Origin of the sequence: Sphingomonas sp. PWP1-2 (genome assembly GCF_049898305.1) — a bacterium.
Taxonomy (GTDB): domain Bacteria; phylum Pseudomonadota; class Alphaproteobacteria; order Sphingomonadales; family Sphingomonadaceae; genus Sphingomonas; species Sphingomonas glacialis.
Map to the genome: position 1 here is coordinate 312,851 of NZ_JAFCXM010000003.1, position 22,274 is coordinate 335,124.

General features: G+C 66.6%; 18 protein-coding genes. 7 read left to right on the top strand and 11 right to left on the bottom strand.

Annotation, left to right across the window (positions count from 1 at the left end):
- Positions 1–62: 62 nt before the first annotated feature.
- Together ACP7C5_RS09925 and ACP7C5_RS09930 are read right to left on the bottom strand one after the other, a co-directional pair.
- On the bottom strand, positions 63–728 hold the full coding sequence (locus ACP7C5_RS09925; RefSeq protein ID WP_010183547.1) for a response regulator transcription factor: 666 nt from the start codon (positions 726–728) through the stop codon (positions 63–65).
- Between the two features lie 31 nt (positions 729–759).
- Positions 760–1,065, bottom strand: a complete 306-nt coding sequence (locus ACP7C5_RS09930) for a PepSY domain-containing protein (RefSeq protein ID WP_133186564.1) — start codon at positions 1,063–1,065, stop codon at positions 760–762.
- Between the two features lie 382 nt (positions 1,066–1,447).
- Between ACP7C5_RS09930 and ACP7C5_RS09935 the strand changes: the two genes are divergently transcribed.
- Positions 1,448–3,241 (top strand): ABC-F family ATP-binding cassette domain-containing protein, encoded by a 1,794-nt coding sequence (locus tag ACP7C5_RS09935; protein ID WP_189675782.1) that lies wholly within the window; start codon positions 1,448–1,450, stop codon positions 3,239–3,241.
- A 177-nt stretch (positions 3,242–3,418) separates the two neighbouring features.
- On the opposite strand, the gene ACP7C5_RS09940 is transcribed toward ACP7C5_RS09935, so the two are convergent.
- The 5 genes from ACP7C5_RS09940 to ACP7C5_RS09960 all read right to left on the bottom strand — a co-directional run bounded on the left by ACP7C5_RS09940 (position 3,419) and on the right by ACP7C5_RS09960 (position 11,150).
- The gene (locus ACP7C5_RS09940) at positions 3,419–4,243 is read right to left on the bottom strand and encodes a DUF815 domain-containing protein (RefSeq protein WP_426264111.1); all 825 of its coding nucleotides are present in this window, start codon (positions 4,241–4,243) and stop codon (positions 3,419–3,421) included.
- An 89-nt stretch (positions 4,244–4,332) separates the two neighbouring features.
- Positions 4,333–6,378, bottom strand: a complete 2,046-nt coding sequence (locus tag ACP7C5_RS09945; protein ID WP_426264112.1) for a tetratricopeptide repeat protein — start codon at positions 6,376–6,378, stop codon at positions 4,333–4,335.
- Positions 6,371–7,720: a PEP-CTERM-box response regulator transcription factor gene (gene prsR / locus ACP7C5_RS09950; RefSeq protein ID WP_133186572.1), complete on the bottom strand. Its 1,350-nt coding sequence runs from the start codon at positions 7,718–7,720 to the stop codon at positions 6,371–6,373. Before prsR ends, ACP7C5_RS09945 begins: the two co-directional genes overlap by 8 nt.
- On the bottom strand, positions 7,717–9,765 hold the full coding sequence (prsK, locus tag ACP7C5_RS09955) for an XrtA/PEP-CTERM system histidine kinase PrsK (protein WP_426264113.1): 2,049 nt from the start codon (positions 9,763–9,765) through the stop codon (positions 7,717–7,719). The genes prsR and prsK overlap by 4 nt, the downstream gene beginning before the upstream one ends.
- Positions 9,762–11,150, bottom strand: a complete 1,389-nt coding sequence (locus tag ACP7C5_RS09960; protein WP_133186576.1) for a TIGR03013 family XrtA/PEP-CTERM system glycosyltransferase — start codon at positions 11,148–11,150, stop codon at positions 9,762–9,764. The genes prsK and ACP7C5_RS09960 overlap by 4 nt, the downstream gene beginning before the upstream one ends.
- Positions 11,151–11,321: 171 nt before the next feature.
- Between ACP7C5_RS09960 and ACP7C5_RS09965 the strand changes: the two genes are divergently transcribed.
- Positions 11,322–12,377: a mannose-1-phosphate guanylyltransferase/mannose-6-phosphate isomerase gene (locus tag ACP7C5_RS09965; RefSeq protein WP_322162625.1), complete on the top strand. Its 1,056-nt coding sequence runs from the start codon at positions 11,322–11,324 to the stop codon at positions 12,375–12,377.
- Between the two features lie 23 nt (positions 12,378–12,400).
- Positions 12,401–12,892, top strand: coding sequence for a GNAT family N-acetyltransferase (locus ACP7C5_RS09970; protein WP_426264114.1), 492 nt, complete (start codon positions 12,401–12,403; stop codon positions 12,890–12,892).
- Here ACP7C5_RS09970 and ACP7C5_RS09975 read toward each other — a convergent pair.
- Positions 12,886–15,744: a TonB-dependent receptor gene (locus ACP7C5_RS09975; protein ID WP_426264115.1), complete on the bottom strand. Its 2,859-nt coding sequence runs from the start codon at positions 15,742–15,744 to the stop codon at positions 12,886–12,888. The two genes, ACP7C5_RS09970 and ACP7C5_RS09975, sit on opposite strands and share 7 nt — an antisense overlap.
- 177 nt (positions 15,745–15,921) lie before the next feature.
- Between ACP7C5_RS09975 and ACP7C5_RS09980 the strand changes: the two genes are divergently transcribed.
- On the top strand, positions 15,922–16,443 hold the full coding sequence (locus ACP7C5_RS09980; protein ID WP_426264116.1) for a hypothetical protein: 522 nt from the start codon (positions 15,922–15,924) through the stop codon (positions 16,441–16,443).
- A 4-nt stretch (positions 16,444–16,447) separates the two neighbouring features.
- Here the strand turns inward: ACP7C5_RS09980 and ACP7C5_RS09985 are convergent, their stop codons facing one another.
- From ACP7C5_RS09985 to groES, 3 genes are all read right to left on the bottom strand, one after another.
- Positions 16,448–17,017, bottom strand: a complete 570-nt coding sequence (locus ACP7C5_RS09985) for a Uma2 family endonuclease (protein WP_426264117.1) — start codon at positions 17,015–17,017, stop codon at positions 16,448–16,450.
- 214 nt (positions 17,018–17,231) lie between these two features.
- A complete protein-coding gene (groL, locus tag ACP7C5_RS09990; protein ID WP_426264118.1) occupies positions 17,232–18,875 on the bottom strand; it encodes a chaperonin GroEL in 1,644 nt (547 codons plus the stop codon).
- A gap of 54 nt (positions 18,876–18,929) precedes the next feature.
- Entirely contained in the window at positions 18,930–19,217 is a 288-nt protein-coding gene (groES, locus tag ACP7C5_RS09995) for a co-chaperone GroES (RefSeq protein ID WP_010183565.1), read from the bottom strand.
- 226 nt (positions 19,218–19,443) lie between these two features.
- Between groES and sppA the strand changes: the two genes are divergently transcribed.
- Genes sppA through ACP7C5_RS10010 form a run of 3 tightly spaced genes read left to right on the top strand, consistent with a single transcriptional unit; the run spans position 19,444 to position 22,273 of the window.
- The gene (gene sppA, locus ACP7C5_RS10000; protein ID WP_426264119.1) at positions 19,444–21,336 is read left to right on the top strand and encodes a signal peptide peptidase SppA; all 1,893 of its coding nucleotides are present in this window, start codon (positions 19,444–19,446) and stop codon (positions 21,334–21,336) included.
- Positions 21,333–21,917: a GNAT family N-acetyltransferase gene (locus tag ACP7C5_RS10005; protein WP_426264120.1), complete on the top strand. Its 585-nt coding sequence runs from the start codon at positions 21,333–21,335 to the stop codon at positions 21,915–21,917. Before sppA ends, ACP7C5_RS10005 begins: the two co-directional genes overlap by 4 nt.
- A 59-nt stretch (positions 21,918–21,976) precedes the next feature.
- Positions 21,977–22,273: a GIY-YIG nuclease family protein gene (locus ACP7C5_RS10010; RefSeq protein ID WP_426264121.1), complete on the top strand. Its 297-nt coding sequence runs from the start codon at positions 21,977–21,979 to the stop codon at positions 22,271–22,273.
- Position 22,274 lies beyond the last annotated feature (1 nt).

The window sequence follows — 22,274 nt, forward strand, 5'->3', positions numbered from 1 at the left end:
ATCGCCCTCGAGCGCGGGCAGCGGCGGCGCTATTAGGTCGGACGCGTCGGCTTCAGCCACGGTCAGGCATCCGGGTCTTCAAGGCTGTAGCCAAGCCCGCGGATCGTGGTGATCACGTCCTGCCCGAGCTTCTTGCGGATACGCGTGACGAACACTTCGATCGTGTTCGAATCGCGGTCGAAATCCTGGTCGTAGATATGCTCGATCAGCTCGGTGCGGCTGACCACCTTGCCCTTGTGGTGGAGCAGATAGCTGAGCAGCTTGTATTCCTGCGCGGTCATCTTGACCGGCTCGCCGTTGAGCGTGACCTTGCCGCTGCGCGTGTCGAGGCGGACGCCGCCCGCGGTCAGTTCGGACGAGGCATTGCCCGAGGCGCGGCGGATCAATGCGCGCAGGCGGGCGATCAGTTCCTCCGACTGGAACGGCTTGGCGACATAATCGTCGGCGCCGGCATCGAGCCCGGCGACCTTGTCCGACCAGCTGTCGCGCGCGGTGAGCACGAGCACGGGGGCGGTGCGGCCTTCCTTGCGCCAGCGGTCGAGCACGGTCAGCCCGTCGATCTCGGGCAGGCCGAGATCGAGGATGATCGCGTCGTAATTCTCGGTCGAGCCCATGAAATGCCCTTCCTCGCCATCAGTGGCGAGGTCGATTGCATAGCCGGCGCCTTCCAGCGTGGCCTTGAGCTGCTGGCCCAGGCTCGGTTCGTCCTCGACGATCAATACGCGCATGTCTGTGTTCCCTTTACGAGCGCGGACGCGCTCAATTGCCGGTGCGGCCGATGATCTGGCCGGTACGGCCGTCGACCTCGACCCAGATGACGGTTCCATCGCGCAGGAACTTGAGCGTGTAAATCCCGCGGTCGGCGTCGAAATCGAAGCCGAGATACTGGCTGCCACGCATCGTCGGCAGCACGCGCCCCTCGATCTCGCGGATCGGCAGGATGCGGCCCTCGCGCCGCGCGCGCCACGCTTCGCGTTGATCGACATGTTGCAGCCCCGCGCCCGCCAGCGGGGGCGGGGCGGTGGCAGTGGCCAGTCCCAACAAGACGGTTACGAGCATCGACATCGGCTTTGCATAGGGGCGCAGGATTGAACAGCCTGTGAATGAGCCGAAGCGCGGCAGCCGGCCACGCCCGGCTGACCCGCGCAAGGCCGGACGGCGGGTCGCGCCAGCGAACCCGTCCGACGACGCGGCTTTGCCGCGGCGGGGCGCACCGTCCGTTTCCTCGCCAGAGCCAGTCGTCGTCACCCCGGCCGCGTGCCGGGGTCCACCAAGCAGCGGGCACAAACCGCAATTCGTCACGATGCCCGCGCGGCCCGGTGGACCCCGGCACAAGGCCGGGGTGACGGCTAGGATCCTGCTCGAGCGGACCGCGCTTCATGCGGCCTCACCCGCGCCCGCGCTTTAGCCTCGATTTACCCACGCTTAATCGCTAGGCCGCGCGGCCATGGCATTAGCACCAATCCTCGCATACGAAAATCTCGGCGTCATCCAGGGCTCCGGATGGCTCTTTCGGAACCTCGACATCCATATCGGCCCGCGCGATCGGCTCGCGCTGATCGGCCGCAACGGCGCTGGCAAGACCACGCTGATGAAGCTGCTCGGCAACAAGATCGACAGCGACGAAGGCCGCCGCACGATCGTCCCCGGCACGCGCGTGATCCTGCTCGAACAGGAGCCGGCAATGACCGGCTGCACGACGCTCGCCGATTATGTTCTCGGCGGCGACGACGCCCCGCGCCAGCACGAGGCCGAAGCGATCGCCGACCAGCTCGGCATCGATCTCACCCGCGAGGCCGCCAAGGCCTCGGGCGGCGAACGCCGCCGCGCTGCGATCGTCCGCGCTTTCGCGCAGAACCCCGACGTGCTGCTGCTCGACGAGCCGACCAACCATCTCGACATCGGCGCGATCGAATGGATCGAGGAATGGCTCCAGCGCTTCCGCGGCGCGTTCGTCGTGATCAGCCATGACCGCACCTTCCTCACCAAGCTGACCAAGCAGACGCTGTGGATGGACCGTGGCAATCTGCGCCGTGCCGAGATCGGCTTCGGCGGCTTCGATGCGTGGACCGAAGCGGTCTATGCCGACGAGGCGCGCAATGCCGAGAAGCTCGACGCCAAGCTGAAGCTCGAGGAGCATTGGCTGCTGCGCGGCGTCACCGGGCGCCGCAAGCGTAACCAGGGCCGCCTCACCAAGCTGGTCGAGATGCGCGCCGAACGCGCGTCGATGGTCGGCCCGGCGGGGGCCGCCAACCTCTCGATCGGCACCGGCGACGCCAAGTCGAAGGTGGTGATCGACGCCAAGCACATCACCAAGGCGTTCGGCGACCGCACGATCATCGACGATCTGACGCTGCGCGTGACGCGCAAGGATCGCATCGGCATCGTCGGCGCGAACGGCGCGGGCAAGTCGACGCTGCTCAAGCTGCTGACCGGCGAACTCGCGCCCGACCACGGCACGATCAAGATGGCGCAGGGGCTCGAGCGTATCGTCATCGACCAGCAGCGCAGCAAGATGGAGCCTGACAAGACGATCCGCGACGTGCTCGCCGACGGCGGTGACTGGGTCGAGGTGCAGGGCTCGCGCAAGCATGTCGTCGGGTACCTGAAGGACTTCCTGTTCGAGCCCGGCGTGCTCGACGCCAAGATCGGCACGCTGTCGGGCGGCGAGCGCTCGCGCCTGCTGCTCGCGCGCGAATTCGCCAAGCCGTCGAACCTGCTCATCCTCGACGAGCCGACCAACGATCTCGATCTCGAGACGCTCGACCTGCTGCAGGACGTGATCGGCGATTATGAAGGCACCGTGCTGATCGTCAGCCACGACCGCGACTTCCTCGATCGCACGGTGACGATCACGCTCGGGCTCGACGGCTCGGGCACGGTCGACGTCGTCGCGGGCGGCTATGAGGATTGGGAGCGTCGGCGCAAGGCGAAGGCGCCGACCAAGCGCGGCGCGATCGCGCGCAACGCTGTCTCGGCCACCGCCGCACCCGCGCCGGGCGCCAAGGTCAAGCTGACCTATAAGGATCAGCGCGATTACGAGCAGCTGCCCAAGCGGATCGAGGCGCTCGACGCGGCGATCGCGCGCGACCAGACGCTGCTCGAGGATCCCGATCTCTACACGCGCGACCCCGACGCGTTCGAGCGGCTGATGGAGGCGATCGGCCAGGCACAGGAAGACAAAACGGCGGCCGAACTGCGCTGGCTCGAGCTGGCGGAAATGGTCGAAGGGCAGGGGTGAGCCTGCGGGCGATCTATCGTTCCTAGCCCTCTCCCGCTTGCGGGAGAGGGTTGGGTGAGGGCCTTCTTCTTCAAGCGCGACAGAAGGCCCCCACCGACTGCGACTAGGTCCGCCTGAAGGAGGCGAACCAAGTCTCCGTGGCCTCTCTCGCATGCGGGAGAGGGCGGGGCGACTCCGTTACCCCAACGAGCGCCCCTGCCGCCCGGCCAGCTCGACGATGTAATGCCACGCGACGCGCCCCGAGCGCGCGCCACGCCGCGTGGCAAAACCGACAGCATCCATCGGATCGAACGGCAACGCATACGCCGTCGCATAGCTCGCGACGATCGCCAGATACCCGTCCTGGTCGACCACGTGAAAACCAAGGCTCAGCCCGAAGCGATCGGCGAGCGCGAGCGCGTCGTCGGCGGCATCGCGCGGGTTCACCGCATTCGGCTGATCGATCATCTCGCGCGGGACGAGATGGCGGCGGTTCGAGGTGACGACGAGCCGGGCATTGGCCGGCCGCGCTTCCGCCCCGCCATCGAGCATCGAGCGCAAAGCGCGCCCGTCGGCGGCGGCGTCGAAGCCGAGATCGTCGATGAACAGCAGGAACGCGCGGGGGCACTCGGCGATCAGCGCGAACAACGCGGGCAGCGTGTCGAGCTGCGCGGTGACGATCTCGACCAGCGCCAGCGCGCCGCCCTCGGCCTGCACCGCGCCGGTCACCGCCTTGACCAGCGCGGACTTGCCGGTGCCGCGCGCGCCCCACAGCAGCACGTCGTGCGCTGCGGCCTTGGCCGCCAGATGGCGCGCATTGTCGAGCATCGCGCGGCGCTGCGCATCGACGCCGTGGAGCCGTTCCAGCGGCAAGGGACGGAAGTCGCGCACCGGTTCGAGCACTGTGCCACGCCACACATAGGCCGGGTGCGCGAGCGGATCGGCGCTTGCGGGCAGCGGCGGTGCAAGGCGTTCGAGCGCGGCGGCGATGCGGGCGAGGGGATCGGTGCTGGGCTCGGTCATGCCGCGCCTGCTACACTGCGGGCGGCCGCTTCGCTAGGTGAGCCAGCGCGTCGCCTCTGCATGGCATGCCCGCAGCCGCGATCGCGCGGCTAGCCGAGCACCTTCAGCGCCGCGAGCGCCGCGGCACGATCCGCGAAGCTCGGATCGGCAAGCGCCGCGCGGATCTGCGTCTTGGCCTCGGCATTGCGATCGAGATCGGCATAGGCCTGGCCAAGGTGCCAGCGCAGTTCCGACTTCTCGGGTGCGATCGACGCGGCCTTTTCGAGCAGTTGCAAAGCCAGCGCGCTCTTGCCCTGCTGGTACAGCGCCCAGCCATAGGCATCGGTCGTCGCCGGGTTCATCGGCGCGAGCGCATAGGCGGCCTTGCCGAACACCCCGCCCGTCATCGCATCGCCTTCGCCGGTATAGGCATAGGACAGTTCGGCGAGCAAAGCCGCGTCGCGATTGCCTATCCGCTGCCGCAAGCTTTCGAGCGTCTCGATCGCCGCGTCCCAATCGCCGCCGGCGATCTGCCAATGCGCGGTGAGGCGCTGGCCCGCGATGTTCTGCGGGTTTTGCGACACGAACAAGGCGAGGACATTCGCTGCCTCGGCGCGGCGGCCCGCGCGGTCGAGCGCATCGACCGTGCGCAGCATCGTCGGTTCGTCGAAGCGGATGTCGATCGCGTGGCGATAGGCATTGGCGGCGTCGCCCGCGCGGTTCATCGCCATCAGCGTGTCGCCAAGCGCGAGATAGGCGCTGGGCGCGCCCGGCGTGAGGGCGACGAGGCTCTGCGCCTTGGCGAGCGCGGCAGCGGTATCCCCCGCTTCGAGCAGGCCGCGCACCAGCCCGAGCTGCGCGACCGGCTCGTCGGGCGCGGTGTGTGCGGCGAGGCTCAGTCCGGCCAGACCGTCATCGGTGCCGAATGGCGTCGACCCGACCTGCACGGGAAGCGCCGAACGGTCGAGATATGTCGCCGCCCAGTCGCGCTCGCCCGATTGCTCGAACGCGCGCCCGACGAGCGACAGCGTATAGCTGTCGGCGTCGGCCCGGAGCGCGATCGGCTTGAGCATGTCGAGCGCCCCGCGCGCATCGCCCGAGCGCAGCAGGGCGGCGCCGAGCAACCGCCGCGCGACGATGTTGGTCGGTTGCTGGCCGACGAGCAGCGTCCAGGAATCGATCGCCTGCTGGTACACGCCGGCCTTGTACGCGAGCGTGCCGTTGAGCAGCAGCGCGCCGGGCATGGCGTCGAGCTGGCCCTTGGTGCGGGCCATCAGCTGGCGTGCCAGATCGTCCTTGCCGGCGCGCGCAGCGAGCACCGCCTGGAGATAGAGTGCTTGCACGCTGCCCGGGCGCGCGGCGAGCGCCTTGCGCGTCGCGGCGAGCATGTCCTGATAGCGCCCGACCTCGCCGAGCGTCGCGGCATATTCGATCAAGGCGGGGACGTAATAGGCATCGTGCGCGAGCGCGGCCTCGAACCACGGAAGCGCCGCGACCAGCCCATATTGCGCGCGGACGAGTTCGCCGCGCAGCGTCAGCGCCTCGACATTGTTGGCGTTCGCCGCGGTCGCGCGCTGCGCGGCGGTGATCGCGCCTGCGAGATTGCCCATCTGATACTGGATGCGGCCAAGATCGGACCAGGCGAAGCTGTCGTTCGGCGTATCGGCGAGCAGCGTGGCGAGCACGCCTTGCGCGCGCGCCGGATCGCCCCCCGCCGCCAAGGCGCGAGCGCCGACGCGAATTGCGTAGCCGGCATAGCGCGGTGGCGCCTTGCCAGCCTCGGCGAACGCGCGGTTGGCTTGCCCCTGAAGCAGCCAGGCCTGTGCGAGCAAATGATGCGTGCGGGCCGGATCGAATCCGGCCGCACGAGCGCGCGTGACTTCGCCCTCTGCGGCGATCCCGTCGCCGACCGACACGAAGCTGCGCGCGAGCATCGCATGCGCGAGCCCCGATTTCGGATCCGCCTTGATCGCGGCTTGGGCGTGGTTGCGCGCGGCACTGTAGTTTCCGATTCCGAGCGCCTTCGCGCTCAGCGCGAGCTCGGTGCGGGCGGTGGTGGCATCGGCGCGCGCCGGCGCGCTGCATCCGACCGCGAGCAGGCCCGCAGCGGCTATCGTGGCGACCGATCCGAGGAGATACGGCAGGGACTTATGCATGCAGGTCATAGCTCTTCAGCAGATCATAGAGCGTCGGTCGGCTGACGCCCAACAATTTGGCAGTGTTGGAAATATTGCCCTCGGCGCGCGCCAGCGCCTGAGTGATCGTCGCGCGGTCGGCGCCTTCACGCGCTGCGCGCAGATTGAGCGGCAGCTCGTCGCGACCCTCGGCAAGATCGAGATCGGCGGCGGTCACGAGCTTGCCCTCGGCCATGATCACGGCGCGCTTCATGCGGTTCTCGAGCTCGCGGACATTGCCCGGCCATGGCCACGACGCGATCGCCGCGCGTGCGTCGGGCGCGAGGCCGGTGACCCCCGAGCGCATCGACGCGGCATAGAGTTTGAGGAAATGCTGCGCGAGCAGGGCAGCGTCGCCGCTGCGTTCGGCGAGCGCGGGGATGCGTACGACGATCTCGGCGAGGCGATAGTAGAGATCCTCGCGGAACGTGCCCGCTGCGACCATCGCGTCGACGTCCTGGTGCGTCGCGCAGACGATCCGTGTGTCGACCGCGATCGCCTTGCGGCCGCCGATCCGCTCGATCGTGCGCTCCTGCAAGAAGCGTAGCAGCTTGACCTGGAGCGGCAGCGGCACGTCGCCGATTTCGTCGAGGAACAGCGTGCCGCCCTGCGCTTGTTCGATCTTGCCTTCGGTGGTCTTGACCGCGCCGGTGAACGCGCCCTTTTCGTGGCCGAACAGCTCGCTTTCGAGCAAGGTCTCGGGGATGGCGGCGCAGTTGATCGCGACGAACGCGCCCTTCGCGCGCGGGCTGGCATCGTGCAGGCCGCGCGCGAGCAGTTCCTTGCCCGTGCCGCTCGCGCCGAGCAGCATCACCGACACGTCGGCACCCGCGACGCGTTCGATCGTGCGCGTGACCTTGAGCATTTCGGGGCTCGCGGTGATCATGCCGCCGAGTCCGGTGCCGCTGCTGCGCGCAGCAAGGCGGCGGTTTTCGGCTTCGAGCGCGTGGACGTGGAACGCGCGCGCGACGATCAGGCCGAGCGCGTCGATGTCGATCGGCTTGGCATAGAAGTCCCACGCGCCATCGGCGATCGCCTGGCGCGCGCTGTCGCGTGCGCCGTGGCCAGATGCGACGATCACTTTGGTATCGGGCTTGAGCCGAAGGATTTCGGCAAGCGTGGCGAAGCCTTCGCTGGTCCCGTCGGGGTCTGGCGGCAGGCCGAGATCGAGCGTGACGACCGCGGGCTCCTCGGCGCGGATCGCGTCGAGCGCGGTGGTGCGATCGACCGCGGTGACGACCGAATAGCCTTCATACGCCCAGCGCAACTGGCGCTGCAGGCCGAGATCGTCCTCGACGATCAGCAATTTGGGTTTGTCGGTCATGCGGCCTGGTCCAGCGAGATCGTCCGCGCTGCAGTGAGCGTGACATGGAAAGTCGTGCCGGCGCCCTCGCGGCTTTCGACCGCGACGCTGCCGCCCATCGCCTCGGCCAGCTGCCGCGCCTCGAACGCACCGATGCCGAAGCCGCCCGGCTTGGACGACGCGAAGGGCTTGAAGAGCTGTTCGCGCAGGAACGCGGGGCTCATCCCGCAGCCTTGGTCGATCACCGCGATCGATACGCGCTTGGCATCGCCCGAAACCGCGAGCGTGACGGGTTCGGTCGGTGGGCTTGCCTCGATCGCATTCTGCAGCAGGTGGCCGAGCGCTTGCTCGAGCCGGAAGGGATCGGCGTGCGCGAAGACGGGTGTGCCGCTCACCACGACCGGATGCTGGGCGCGTCGCCGCGCCGCGACCAGTTCGGCGAGCGCGAGCACCTCGACCGGGCGAAGCTCCTCGGCGCGCGTGTGATGATGCTGCGACAGCCGCGCGAGCAAATCGTTCATCCGCCCCGCCGAATCCTGCAGCGTTGCGATCATGTCGGCGCGGAAGGCCGGGTTGTCGGCATGGCGCTCGGCATTGCGCGCGACGAGGCTCAACTGGCTGACGAGATTCTTGATGTCGTGCAGGATGAAGGCGAAGCGGCGGTTGAATTCGTCGAAGCGCTTGGCCTCGGCGAGCGCCGATTGCGCGCGCTCTTCCGCCAGATAGCTCGCGACCTGGCGTCCGGCGATGCGCAACAGGTCGAAATCCTCCCAGTCGAGCGCGCGGTCGATCGGCGGTCGGGCGAGCAGGATCGCCCCTTGCAGCCGGTCGAGATGGACGAGCGGCAGCAACACCCAGCCATCGGAGTCGAGCATCCAGATCGGTACGCTCGCGCTTTCCGCCGCGTCGGTCGTATCGGCGCGGACCGCATCGAGTTCGACGATCCGCCCCGTCCTTGCGAGATGCGTAACCAGTGCGGCCTCGGCGCCAGCGCTGGGCGCGTCCCAATTCCACCCGGCGCCGACGCCGAGTCCCGCGCCATCGGGCACAAGCAACAGCCCGGCGGGAGAATCGGTAAGATCGGCGACCGCCTTGACGATCCGCGCGTCGAGCGAGGCGGCATCGTCGGGCTTCCCGAGCGTGTCGGTGAAACGGATCCACTCGGCGCGATAATCGTAGCGATGCCGGAAGAAGTGTTTGGAGACCTTCACCTTGGCCCAGGCGCGCACCCATGGCGACGACAGGATCGTCACCCCGGCAGCGGTCGAACCGAAGACGAAGGCGGTTTGCCATAGCCGCGCATTGTCGCCGCTGATCGAGGCGATCGCGCTGGTCGCGACGAACATCACCGCGGCGTAGAGCAAGGTCACCGCGAACGAGACGGTCTGCCACGCGACGGTGCGCGAGACTTGCAGCGTCCACTCGCCATTGCGCTGGACCGCGACCGCGAGCACCGGCGCGACGAGCGCCATCACGAAACCGCGCCCGATCGTCAGCGCGGTCGGTGCGCCGCCGCTGATATAAGCCGAAACATAGAGCAGCAAGTCGATGCCCCACATCGCCCCGAGCGCGAAGACGACCAGGCGTAACCCTGCGCGCGAGCGCGGCGTGGCGGTGGCGTAAAGGTTATGGACCAGCAACAGCGCCACGATCGCGACCATGCTGCGCAGAAGCAAGCGCACGGCGGCGACTTGCGGAATTAGGGTAACGCCGACGGCCTGTTCTAGGATCGCGAGCCCGATCCCGGCGGCGCTGACTAGGGCGACCACGCCGTAGATGACGCCGATCGCGCGGCGCTCGCGCACCGGTAGGTCGTGCCGTACGAGCGCATGCATGAAGGCGAGCCAGGCAAGATTGCGCAGTCCTTCGGCGACGCGCGTGACGACATCGCTCGCTTCGATCCCGGCGACCGCCAGCGCCCACAAAGCGGTCAGCCCGAGCGCGCAGACCAGCGGCAAACGCGGCAGGCCCTTGCCGCGCTCGCGCAGCCGCGACGCGGCGACGCCCGCGAAGAGAAAGGCGGCGAGCGCATGGCTCCACAGGATGAGCGTGGCGGTGCCCGTCATCGCGCGCCCTCTGGCCACAACACGACGCGGACCGTTTGCAGGAGGATCAACAGATCGAGAAAGGGCGAATAGTTCTTCGCGTAATAGAGATCGTATTCGAGCTTTTGCCGGCTGTCCTCGATCGACGCGCCGTACGGATAGTTGATCTGCGCCCAGCCGGTAATTCCAGGCTTCACCATGTGCCGTTCGGCGTAATAGGGCAGCTGCTGCTCGAGATCCTCGACGAATTGCGGACGCTCGGGCCGCGGGCCGACAAAGCTCATCTCGCCCTTGAGCACCGACCAGGTCTGCGGCAGTTCGTCAATCCGGAGCTTGCGGATAATGCGCCCGACACGCGTGATCCGCGGATCGTTCTTTTCGGCCCAGACGGCTTGCCCGGCGACCTCGGCGTCGATCCGCATCGAGCGCAGTTTCACGCAGTCGAAGCCGACATTGTAAAGCCCGACGCGGCGCTGCCGATAAAACGCCGGCCCCTTGCTCTCGAGCTTGATCGCGATCGCGGTGAGCAGGATCAGCGGGAGCGTGAGGGTGAGCAGGATAAGGCTCGCGGTGACGTCGAACACGCGCTTGAACAGGCTCGAGAAGACACGGCCGGACGAAAACCCGTCGGAGAAGATCAGCCAGCTCGGGTTGACGCTTTGCAAGTCGACTCGGCCGGTCTCGCGTTCGAGGAAGGTCGAGATCTCGTTGACGTGGACGCCGGTGGTCTTGATTCGCAACAGATCCTTGAGCGGCAAGGCGTTGCGGCGTTCCTCGAGCGCGAGCACGACTTCGCTGGCGTTGAGCAAGACGACGTGATCGGCGAGGTTATAGATCGCATCGCGCGCAATCGCCTCGGGAATGACGCGCGCGGCCTCGCTCATCGAGATATAGCCGACGACGACGAACCCCGCGCCCGGCGTCTGCGCGAGCGCCTTGAGCCGCGCTGCGCGCGCGCCGGCACCGAGCACGACGACGCGCCGCTTGAACGCCTGCCCGCCGATCAGCTTGCCGATGAGGATTCGCAGCGCGATCAGCAGCAGCGCGGCGATCCCCATCGCGTAGAACAGATTGGACCGCCAGAAGCTCGCCGACGGCAGGAGGAAGAAAACGACGCTCAGGAAGATCACGCCAAGCGAAATCGCCACGAGCAGCCGCGCCGTCGCGTAGCGCAACGACTGCAGCGCGCCCGCGCCGTACACCCCAACCGCGACCATTGCCATTTCGAGCGACGCGGCGAAGGTCAGCAGTTGCGGGATGCGAGCTTGCATCGGCGTCATCGGCATGAGCAACTGGCCCATCCGCAGCGTGTAGCCGATCTCCCCCGCCGCGATCAGCAGGACGAAGTCGATCATCCCGAGCAGCAGCACGGCGTTGGGAATATAGTGCTTGAACAACCTGATCATCAGCGGTGGACCTCGTCCGCGCCCGCGCGGGGGATGTAAGCGATTCCGACACGGGCATGCCGCTGTCGCAGAAATTGACAAAGAAAAGCTAAAAGGGCCGGATCGGGATGGAACAAGGGATTACCTTCCGCCGCGCGAGCCGCTACAGCGCCGCGACCTAGGAGGAACTTTATGCCACAGCCACAGACGATTGTCCCTGTAATCCTATCGGGCGGGTCGGGCACGCGACTGTGGCCGATGTCCACGCCAGCCATGCCCAAGCAGATGCTGGCGCTGACCTCCGACGAAACGATGCTCCAGCTCACCGCCCGCCGCGCCCAGGGCGCGCGGTTCAATGCGCCGATCGTCGTCGCCAATGCCAAGCATGCAGCGATGGTGGAAGAGCAACTCGAAGCAGCGTCCGCCACGGCCGATGCGCTTATCCTCGAACCGATCGGGCGCAATACCGCACCGGCGATCGCTTTGGCAGCGATCGCGGCGGGGTCGGGCGACGCCGCGCTGCTGATCATGCCGTCGGATCACGTGATCCTCGACGTGCCGGCGTTCCATGCCGCGATCGAAGCTGCGTTGCCGCTAGTCCAGCAGGGCTGGCTGGTCACCTTCGGGATCGATCCGCATGCGCCCGAGACGGGCTACGGCTATATCCATATGGGCGAGAAACTGGCGACCGGGGTCCATCGCGTCGCCAAGTTCGTCGAAAAGCCGCCGCGCGACGCGGCCGAAGCGATGCTCGCCGCTGGCGATCATGCCTGGAACGGTGGTATTTTCCTGTTCCGCGCCGATTCCTATCTCGAAGCGCTGGCGCAGCATGATCCCGAGACGCTCACCGCGTGCAAGGCATCGATGGAAAATGCGCGCCACGAGGGCAAGCGGATCTATCCCGAGGCCGAAGCTTTTGCTGCTTCGCCCGCAGAGTCGATCGATTACGCGGTGATGGAAAAGGCCGAGCGCGTTGCCGTCGTGCCGGTGAAGATGGGCTGGAGCGATCTCGGCAGCTGGGACGCGCTGCAGGACATCAGCGAGCGCGACGCTGCGGGCAATTCGCATCAAGGCGAAGTGATCGCGATCGACACGACCAATTGCCTGGTGCGCAGCGATGGTGTCCGGATCGCCATGGTCGGGGTCGACAATCTGATCGTCGTTGCCAGCGGCAATGACATCTTGATCCTGCCAAGCGGTCGGAGCCAGGAGGTCAAGGCGCTGATCGAGGCGATGAAGAAGAAGTAAGGCGGGGCAGGGGGTAAGCGACGATGACGGGCCTGACGATTCACGCCTATAGCGACGCGCTTGCCCCCGCCTTCCACGACATCAACGCGCAGTGGATCGGCGCGATGTATCGGCTCGAGCAGACCGATCGCGACGTGCTCGAACATCCGTTCGAGCGGATCATCGCGCCGGGCGGCGATATCCTGTTCGTCGAGGTGGCGGGTCTCGGCATTGTCGGCGCGTGCGCGCTGCAGCGGACCGGGCAGGACCAATATGAGCTGACCAAGATGGGCGTGGTCGACACCGCGCGCGGGCGTGGTGCGGGGGCGTTCCTGCTCGACGCCGTCATCGCGCGCGCCACGGCGATGGGCGCGCGGCGGCTGTATCTGCTGAGCAATACCAAGAGCGCGACGGCGATCCGCCTCTACGAGAAAGCCGGCTTCCGCCATGATGCGGGAATCATGGCGGAGTTCGGCGCCCGATACGAACGGTGCAACGTCGCGATGCTGTATCCGCTCGCCGCCGGAGCTCAATAAGCGAGCTGAACGCCGATACGAAAGGTCTGGCGATAGCGCTCGTTCTCGATGAGTTGCGTCTTGACCGCCTGGTAGCGCCGCCAGGGGGAATCGAGCAGATTGCTCGCCTCGACGAACACGGTGAACCGCTTGACCGGCGAGTAACCGATCCGCGCGTCGAGCGAATTGTTCTCGTCGGTATATTGGTCGGTCGCCGCGGTCGTACCGAGCGTGTCGAGATAGGCCGAGCGATAGGTATAGGCGAGCCGTCCGGTCAGGCCGTATTTCTCGTAATAGAGCTGCGCCGTGCCGATATATTTCGACTGGAGCAGATTGCGCACCGAGCCCGCCCGGCCGATCACGCCGCGCGACGATCCATCGGTATAGGTGAAATTCCCCGACACGCCGAAGCCAGACAGCGCGCCCGGCAGGAAGGTCAGCTGCGCCTGGAGATTGGCCTCGACGCCGTAGATCTTCGCGCTGTCGCCATTGACCGGCTGCGTGACCAGTGCGCGAGTGAAGGTCGTGCCGCCGAAGGTGCCGCCTTGCGTCGTGCCGACGGTGAAGATCGGGTCGTCGAGATGCTTGTAGAAGCCCGCGATCGAAACGATTCCCTGGCCCGCGAGATAATATTCGGCCGATAGATCGCCCGACACCGCCTTGTAGGGCTTGAGGTTGGGGTTCCCGAGCGCGACGACGCCGGCGTTGGGCGTGGTGTCGCTGACGTTCACGTACGGCGCGAGCAAATTGTAATCCGGCCGGCCGATCGCGGTGGTGACGGCGGCGCGCAGCACGAGGCGGTCGGTTGCGTCGAGGCGCACGGTGAGATCGGGGAAGGCGTCGGTATAGGCGCGCGAATTCGAGACGTTGTAACCCTGGCTCACCAGCGAGGTCGCGGTGAAGGCCTTGCCCTTGTAGGTGCCGTCGGTGTGCTCAATGCGGACGCCGGGGACGATCGTCAGCTTGGCGAACGTGAACGTGCCCATGATGTAGCCGCCATAGACCTTCTCGCTGAGGTCGTAATCGTTGACCAGCGAGTTGGCGACCGACGTCGCCGCGTCCGACGCGCTCTGCGTCCGCGCGGCGGGATTGGTGACGGTGTAATAGGTCTGCGCCTGATCGTAGTTGATCCGCGGGCCGACCGGATAGCGGCCGTCATAGATCGCGCTGCCGTCGTCGCCCGCAGCCCCGGTCGCGGCGAGCGTGCTGCCGAGCGAATATTGCTGGAAGTCGCGATTGTTGGACTTGTCGGTCTGCTGGAACTTACCGCCGAGCTTGATCGTGCTGTCGCTGCCGACGCCGATCGGGATCGTCAGGTCGGCGCGCGCCTGGTAGAGGTTTTCCGCGGCGCGACGGCGGTCGTACGTCACGCGATAGCCGTTGTAGAGCGCGCTGTTGTACGGCGTGCCATTGGCGGTGTTGACCCTGAACAGCGTGTCGGCGAGGTCGAGCGACAGGCCGGTCAGCGCGGTGCTGCCGCTGCGGAACGAGAATTCCGAGCGCAGCGGGTCTTTCTTGAGCGCTTTGCTGTAGGTGCCCTCGACCTGCAGCTCCGACCCGCCGAAGCGGAACTTGCCGCCGAGCTCGCCTGAGAAGGTCGAGTCATCCTCGTTGCGCAGCCGCAGGAAGCGCGTGCCGCGGCCGCTGAAGGTGCCGCCGTTCGAGATCGCGGCATTGACCGCCTGCTGCGCCGCGGTCGGCTGCGTGGCGACGCCAGCGGCGTTGGTCGTCGCGTAGGTGACCGGGATCTCGATCCGCGACTGGTCGCGCGTCTCGTGGTCCTTGAAGGTCGAATAGAGCGTGCGAAGATAGACGGTGACGTCCGAACTCGGCCGCCAATCGAAATTGCCGACCACGCCGTAGCGGGTGCGGTTGAGATTGTAGTCGCGCAACCGGTAATCGTCGGGCAGCGCGCGGCTCGCGCCGGTCGGCGTGCCCCAGTTCGACGAGCCTTGCAGGTTCTCGGATTCGATCGGTCGGCTCGAATAGTTGCCCGAGAGCACGACGCCGAAGGTCCTGTCGGGACCGAAGCGCGTGCCCGCCGTGATATCGCCCTCATACGGGCTGCGACTGTTGAGCGTATTGTAGCCGCTGACGATCCGCGCGTTGGCGAACGCCTTGGTGCGGTCGAACGCGGTTAGCGTGTTGATGTCGACCTGACCCGCGATGGCATTGGCGTCGCGGTCGGGGGTGAGCGATTTGACGACGGTGACCGAGCCGATCAGCGAGGAGGGGATGTCGTCGAGCTTGACCTGGCGGCTCTCGGGCTCGGGTGCGGGGGCGGTCTGGCCGTTGACGGTGACGTTGGCGAGGTTGGGATTGACGCCCCGGATGATGACGTAGCGCCCTTCGCCCTGATCGTTGGCGACCGAGATGCCGGGCAGGCGGCGCAGCGCTTCGGCGACGTTCTGGTCGGGCAGCTTGCCGACGTCATTGGCGTTGAGCGTGTCGGAGATGGCGTTGGACGAGCGCTTGACCTGGAGTGCGCGGCGCTCGGCGGCGCGCTGTCCGGTGACGACGATCTCGCCGCCGCTCGTGTCGCCCGATGGCGGATCGAGCCGGAACTCGACGACCGTCGCGCGGTCGCTCGAGGTCGCGCTGCGCGTCACGGTCGGATAGCCGATATAGGTGAAGGTCAGCTCGACCGGACCGGGCGCGAGATCGCGGATCACGAACATGCCGTCGCGGTCGGCGACCGCGGTGCGACCCGCAGCGGAGATCGTCGCGCCCGGCAAGGCCGCGCCGGTCTGCGGATCGAGCACGCGGCCCGCTACATCGGCGGCATATGCCGGTAGCGCAGTGGAGCCGAGCAGCGCCGCGCACAGGCCTGCCTTGGACGCGAAGCTACGCGCCCGGATTTGTCCGAACATCATGATTTTCCCCCGGCTCGCGGCGTTGATTGGGGATTCCCAATGTGCCCGCGTCGCCGAGGCCCTATCCGCGTCGCGTGACGGCAGCGTGACGTTTTCGCTATGTTTCGGAGAAGGCGCGAGTCGGCGACCAGTCTATGGTAGGGGAGACGCTCAAACCGAATCAGGCGGAGGACACCGATGCGTCGCACCCCCATAGTTTACGGCATGAGCGCGCTGCTGATCGGCTCGATCGCGGCTATGAGCGGCCATGCGCAAGAGCGCGACAGCCTCGGGCATGTCGTGACGCAGCCACTGCGCGACACGCGGATCGAGAAGACCAAGATTCCGCCTGTCCTCCAGCTCGCGGCGTCTGCGCCGTATTCCGCGGCGCATACGCAAAGCTGCGCGACGATCGCGGGCGAAGTTCGGAAGCTCGACGGTGCACTCGGCGCCGATGTCGACGTGCCGGGCAAGGCCAAGGGTGAGGGCAGCGAAATCGCAGCGGTGGCGGCGCGGACGGCGGTCAGTACGCTGATCCCGGGGCTGGGCCTCGTCCGGGTCATCACCGGAGCGGACAAGGAGCAGCGCCGCGCCGAGGCGGCGGTCTATGCCGGGCAGACGCGGCGCGCGTTTCTGAAGGGGCTGGGCTATGCGCGCAAATGCCCGGCACCAGCGGCACCGACGCGTGCCGCGGTGGCGGATATGCCGAGCTCGAACTGAGCCGTCAGTCGCGCGCGAAGATTTCGGCGTGGGGAATCGGGAGGTTCAGCGAGGGTATCGTCAGGTCGTCGCCCGTCGCGAGCCAGTCGGCGGTCCAGCCGCCGGTGGGCGTGCGCTGGACGAGATGGATGCGCTCTTCCGCGGGGTCGACGAGGATCACCTCGCGCATGCCGGCAAGCGCGCAATATTCCGCAAGCTTGACCTTCTGGTCGTGTGTCGACGTGGAGGGCGACAGCACTTCGAACACCACCTGCGGATCGCCGAGCAATTTCTTGCGCGCGTTCTCGGGGGCGGCCGGGTTGTTGCAATAGACGCTGACGTCGGGGAGGCGCACCGTGCGTATGTCGGTCTGGGCGGCGAGGTCGGAGCCGTATGGCCGACAGCCTGAGCCGCGAAGGCGCGGGCCGAGCGCCATAAGGATATTGAAGGCTATCCGCGCATGCTCTTCGCTGCCGCCCGCCATCATATAGATCATGCCGTCTTCGAGCTCGGCCTTCGCGCCGCCAAAATCCATCTCGAGGAATTCCTCGACGCTGACGCGGCGATAGGCTGGGTCGAGGGCGATCGCGGGCATGACACGCAATATACGCCGAATCACCAGACAAACAAAGGGCCGGCGGATCGCTCCGTCGGCCCTTCGTCTTGGTCCAGCCGGGAGGCCGGGCGTTGGTTCCGGCACCGGCAAAGCCGGTGCTGCGTCGGACGGGATCGTCGAGCATGCTCGCCGACCCGCCGGCCGGAGCCACGCGAGTCCTGACATAGCTCTCGCTATGTCAGGCCGCGTTGGCTCAGAAGTCCATACCGCCCATGCCGCCCATGCCGCCGCCGCCCATCGGCATTGCGGGCTTGTCTTCCGGCAGCTCGCTCACGGCCGCTTCGGTCGTGATGAGCAGGCCGGCGACCGATGCTGCGTTCTGCAGCGCGGTACGGACGACCTTGGTCGGATCGATCACGCCGGCTTCGACCAGGTTCTCGTACGTGTCGGTCGCAGCGTTGAAGCCGATCGTCGGATCGTTGCCGTCGAGCAGCTTGCCCGAGACGACCGCGCCGTCGTGGCCGGCATTGGTGGCGATCTGGCGCACCAGCGAGGTCAGCGACTTGCGGACGATGTCGATGCCGCGCGTCTGGTCTTCGTTCGCACCGGTCAGGCCGTCGAGGACCTTGCTGGCGTAGAGGAGGGCCGTGCCGCCGCCGGGGACGATGCCTTCTTCAACGGCTGCGCGCGTTGCGTGCAGCGCGTCGTCGACGCGGTCCTTGCGCTCCTTGACTTCGACTTCCGAAGAACCACCGACCTTGATGACAGCAACGCCGCCGGCAAGCTTGGCGAGACGCTCCTGGAGCTTCTCCTTGTCATAGTCCGACGTCGTGTTCTCGATCTGCTGACGGATCGCATCGGTGCGGCCCTTGATCGCGTCCGAGTCACCAGCACCGTCGACGATGACGGTGTTGTCCTTGTCGATCGTGACGCGCTTGGCGGTGCCGAGCATGCCGATCGTGACCGACTCGAGCTTGATGCCGAGGTCTTCCGAGATCATCTCGCCCTTGGTCAGGATCGCGATGTCCTCGAGCATCGCCTTGCGACGATCGCCGAAACCCGGTGCCTTGACCGCTGCGACCTTCAGGCCGCCGCGCAGCTTGTTGACGACGAGCGTGGCGAGTGCCTCGCCCTCGATGTCCTCGGCGATGATCAAGAGCGGACGACCCGACTGAACGACGGCTTCCAGGATCGGGAGCATCGCCTGCAGGTTCGACAGCTTCTTCTCGTGGATCAGGATGTAGGGATCCTGAAGCTCGACCGACATCTTCTCGGGGTTGGTGATGAAGTAGGGCGAGAGGTAGCCGCGGTCGAACTGCATGCCTTCGACGACGTCGAGCTCGAACTCGAGACCCTTGGCTTCCTCGACGGTGATCACGCCTTCCTTGCCGACCTTCTCCATCGCTTCGGCGATCTTCTCGCCGACTTCACGATCGCCATTGGCCGAGATGATGCCGACCTGGGCGACTTCGTGCGAACCCGAAACCGGCTTCGAGCGCGACTTGACGTCCTCGACGACCCTGATGACCGCGAGATCGATACCGCGCTTGAGGTCCATCGGGTTCATGCCCGCTGCGACCGACTTCATGCCCTCGCGAACGATGGCCTGCGCCAGAACCGTTGCGGTGGTCGTGCCGTCGCCGGCGATGTCGTTGGTCTTCGAGGCGACTTCGCGCAGCATCTGCGCGCCCATGTTCTCGAACTTGTCCTTGAGCTCGATTTCCTTGGCGACGGTGACGCCGTCCTTGGTGATGCGCGGTGCGCCGAAGCTCTTGTCGATCACGACGTTGCGGCCCTTTGGCCCCAGCGTGACCTTGACGGCGTCGGCGAGGATGTCGACGCCACGGAGGATGCGCTCGCGCGCGTCACGGCCGAATTTTACGTCCTTGGCTGCCATGATGAGGCTACCCTTTCAGATGAGAAATGTGGTGAAAGTTACGCGGAGAAGGAGTTAACCGACGATCCCGAGGATGTCCGATTCCTTCATGATCAGCAGGTCTTCGCCGTCGATCTTGACCTCGGTGCCCGACCATTTGCCGAACAGGATCTTGTCGCCGGCCTTGACTTCGAGCGGGTGGATTTCACCGGCTTCGTTGCGGGCGCCGGTGCCGACCGAGACGACTTCGCCTTCCTGCGGCTTTTCCTTGGCAGTCTCGGGGATGATGATCCCGCCGGCGGTCTTTTCTTCTGCCTCTACGCGGCGGACGAGCACGCGATCGTGCAACGGACGAAAGGTCATGGGCGAAGTCCCTTTATAATGAACAGGTGTTAGCACTCGACGTTGGTGAGTGCCAGCAGGGCGGATATGATGGCGAGGTCTCGCATCGTCAACGGGCGCAGCCAAATTTCTGCGGAACCAAATGCAAAATCGGCGAATTGCCGTGTTGGTCGTATAGCACGCATTTACTCGGCTGGTGGCTTGCCGTAGCGAGGCGATGTGATCTCCGCCAACAAGGAGCGGCCAAGTGAAACTCGTACGCGGCGCGTGGAAAATTCTCGTCGGCATCAAGGACGCGCTGGTCCTTATCGCGATGCTGCTGTTCTTTGGCCTGCTGTTCGCAGCGCTCGCCTCGAAACCGAACAAGGCGGCGATCGGCGACGGTGCGCTCGTGCTCAAGCTCGATGGCCCGATCGTCGAGCAGACGCAGGAGGCAAGCGCCTTCGCCAGCCTGAGCGGCAACGGCATCCAGCGCGAATATCGCCTGCGCGACGTGGTCCGCAGCCTCGACAAGGCGGCCAAGGACGACCGCGTCAAGGTGGTCGTGCTCGATCTCGACTCGTTCGGCGGCGGCTATCCCGCAGCGCTCGAGGATGTCGGCGCGGCGCTGCGCCGCGTTCGCGACGGTTCCGATGGGAAGGGGGGCAAGCCGGTGCTGGCCTATGCCACCGCGTACACCGATTCCGGCTATCGCCTCGCCGCGAACGCCAGCGAGATCTGGGAAAGCCCGATGGGCGGCACGCTGTTCATGGGGCCGGGCGGATCGCAGCTCTATTACAAAGGCCTGATCGACAAGCTCGGCGTCAATGCGCACGTCTACCGCGTCGGCAAGTACAAGTCGTTCGTCGAGCCCTATACCCGCACCGAAGCCTCGCCCGAGGCGAAGGAGGAAGTGGTCAAGCTCTACCAGGTGCTGTTCGCCAACTGGCAGCAGTCGGTCGCGCGTGCACGCCCCAAGGCGAAGTTCGCGCCCTTCCTCGCGACGCCGGGCGCGGTCATTACCGCGGCGCAGGGCGACATCGCCAAGGCCAATATGGACGCGGGGCTGGTCGACAAGCTCGGCACGCGGCTCGACTTCGGCAAGCGCGTCGCCGCGATCGCCGGGGTCGACAGCGGCAAGGCGGCCGGGCTGTTCAAGACGATCAAATACGACGCCTATGTCGCCGCCAATCCGCTGCCGACCGGCGGCGACAAGGTCGGCGTGCTGACGATCGCGGGCGACATCATCGACGGCAAGTCGAAGGCCGGCTCGGTCGGGTCGGACACGGTGTCGAAGCTGCTGCTCGATGCGCTGGCCAAGAAGGACCTCAAGGCGCTCGTCGTGCGCGTCGATTCGCCCGGCGGCTCGGCGCTCGCATCGGAAGACATGCGCCGCGCGATCGAGGAGGCGAAGGCGCAGAAGCTGCCGATCGTCGTCTCGATGGGCTCGGTCGCGGCATCGGGCGGCTATTGGGTCTCGACCGCGGGCGACATGGTGTTCGCGCAGCCGACGACGATCACCGGCTCGATCGGCATCTTCGGGATCATCCCGACCTTCGAGAACACGCTCAAGAAGGTCGGGCTGACCACCGATGGCGTCCGCACCACGCCGCTGTCGGGGCAGCCCGACATTTACGGCGGCACCAACCCGGAGACCGATGCGATCTTCCAGGCGGGGATCGAGAATGGCTATCGCCAGTTCATCACGCGCGTCGCCGGCGCGCGGAAGATGACGCCTGAGCAAGTCAACGAGATCGCGCAGGGGCGCGTCTGGGATGGCGGGACCGCGCTCCAGCTCCACCTGGTCGACAAATTCGGCGGGTTGCAGGATGCGATCGCCGAGGCGGCGCGGCGCGCGGGGCTAAAGGCCGACGGCTATCACGCCGAATATCTCGAGAAGAAGCCCAGCGCGTTCGCCAAGATGATCCAGCAGTTCGCCGATTCGAACAAGGATGACGATGCGTCGGCAGGCGATGCCTTCACGCGGATGGCGGCCGAGCGGCGTGCGGTGTTCGCGCGCGCGCTGGGCGACGTGACGCGGATCGGCACGGGGGCTGCGATCCAGGCGCGCTGCCTCGAATGCGACGGCGTCGGCGGCACCGCGCCGCGCGCCGGCGACGCGCGGTTGATGGACTTCGTGCTCGCACGGTTCGGGCTGTGAGCCTGGACCGCGCCCCGACACGGATCGCGATCCGGCCCGCGACCCCCGACGATGCTGCGGCGATCGCGGCGATCTACCGCCCCTATGTCGAGCGCGGGACGGTGTCGTTCGAGACCGAGGCGCCCGATGCCGGCGTGATCGCGCAGCGGATGGCGGCGTCGCGCGGGCTGTACCCGTGGCTGGTCGCGACCGAAGGCGAGGGTGGGGCGGTGCTCGGCTATGCCTATGCCTCGGCGTTCCGCGATCGGTCGGCGTATCGCTTCACGATCGAGACGACGGTCTATCTCGAGACGGGCACGCAGGGGCGCGGCAACGGGCGGCAATTGTATGATGCGCTGATCGACACGGTACGCGCGCAGGGGTTCACGCATGCGATCGGCGTGATCGCGCTGCCCAACGACCATTCGATCCGGCTGCACGAGTCGGTCGGTTTCAAGCGCGCGGGGTTCTTCCGCGAGGCGGGGTATAAGGACGGGCGCTGGATCGACGTTGGGTACTGGCACTGCGACCTCAACGACGCGACGATCCCGCCGATGGAACCCAAGCCGTTCAGCGCGACGGGGATGGTGTGGAATTGGTGAAGTAGCGGCACGAGGATGTTCCCCGGCGAAGGCCGGGGTCCAGACGAGGAGCGCATGGGGTGGAGAAACCAGGCTTCGTGTACATCATGGCGAACCGGCGTAACGGTACGCTCTATATCGGCGTAACGAGTGACCTCCCCAAGCGCATCTGGGAACATCGCAACGACCTGATCGGCGGCTTCACCAGGCGATATCGCTGCCACCGGCTTGTCTGGTACGAAGCATGCGGCGGGATCGAACACGCGCGCACGCGCGAATTGCAGATGAAGGAATGGAAGCGCGCCTGGAAAATCCGCGAGATCGAGGGCCTCAATCCGGAGTGGGAAGATTTGTTCGACCGACTCGATCCGATGTGAT

What these genes read in the sequence shown, in the direction of transcription:
- ACP7C5_RS09930 (WP_133186564.1), bottom strand. Translation starts at nt 1,065, where the DNA reads ATGTCGATGCTCGTAACCGTCTTGTTGGGACTGGCCACTGCCACCGCC.
- ACP7C5_RS09935 (WP_189675782.1), top strand. Translation starts at nt 1,448, where the DNA reads ATGGCATTAGCACCAATCCTCGCATACGAAAATCTCGGCGTCATCCAG.
- prsK (WP_426264113.1), bottom strand. Translation starts at nt 9,765, where the DNA reads ATGACGGGCACCGCCACGCTCATCCTGTGGAGCCATGCGCTCGCCGCC.
- prsR (WP_133186572.1), bottom strand. Translation starts at nt 7,720, where the DNA reads ATGACCGACAAACCCAAATTGCTGATCGTCGAGGACGATCTCGGCCTG.
- ACP7C5_RS09945 (WP_426264112.1), bottom strand. Translation starts at nt 6,378, where the DNA reads ATGCATAAGTCCCTGCCGTATCTCCTCGGATCGGTCGCCACGATAGCC.
- ACP7C5_RS09980 (WP_426264116.1), top strand. Translation starts at nt 15,922, where the DNA reads ATGCGTCGCACCCCCATAGTTTACGGCATGAGCGCGCTGCTGATCGGC.
- ACP7C5_RS09970 (WP_426264114.1), top strand. Translation starts at nt 12,401, where the DNA reads ATGACGGGCCTGACGATTCACGCCTATAGCGACGCGCTTGCCCCCGCC.
- ACP7C5_RS09975 (WP_426264115.1), bottom strand. Translation starts at nt 15,744, where the DNA reads ATGATGTTCGGACAAATCCGGGCGCGTAGCTTCGCGTCCAAGGCAGGC.
- groL (WP_426264118.1), bottom strand. Translation starts at nt 18,875, where the DNA reads ATGGCAGCCAAGGACGTAAAATTCGGCCGTGACGCGCGCGAGCGCATC.
- ACP7C5_RS09925 (WP_010183547.1), bottom strand. Translation starts at nt 728, where the DNA reads ATGCGCGTATTGATCGTCGAGGACGAACCGAGCCTGGGCCAGCAGCTC.
- ACP7C5_RS09960 (WP_133186576.1), bottom strand. Translation starts at nt 11,150, where the DNA reads ATGATCAGGTTGTTCAAGCACTATATTCCCAACGCCGTGCTGCTGCTC.
- ACP7C5_RS09985 (WP_426264117.1), bottom strand. Translation starts at nt 17,017, where the DNA reads ATGCCCGCGATCGCCCTCGACCCAGCCTATCGCCGCGTCAGCGTCGAG.
- ACP7C5_RS09940 (WP_426264111.1), bottom strand. Translation starts at nt 4,243, where the DNA reads ATGACCGAGCCCAGCACCGATCCCCTCGCCCGCATCGCCGCCGCGCTC.
- ACP7C5_RS09965 (WP_322162625.1), top strand. Translation starts at nt 11,322, where the DNA reads ATGCCACAGCCACAGACGATTGTCCCTGTAATCCTATCGGGCGGGTCG.
- groES (WP_010183565.1), bottom strand. Translation starts at nt 19,217, where the DNA reads ATGACCTTTCGTCCGTTGCACGATCGCGTGCTCGTCCGCCGCGTAGAG.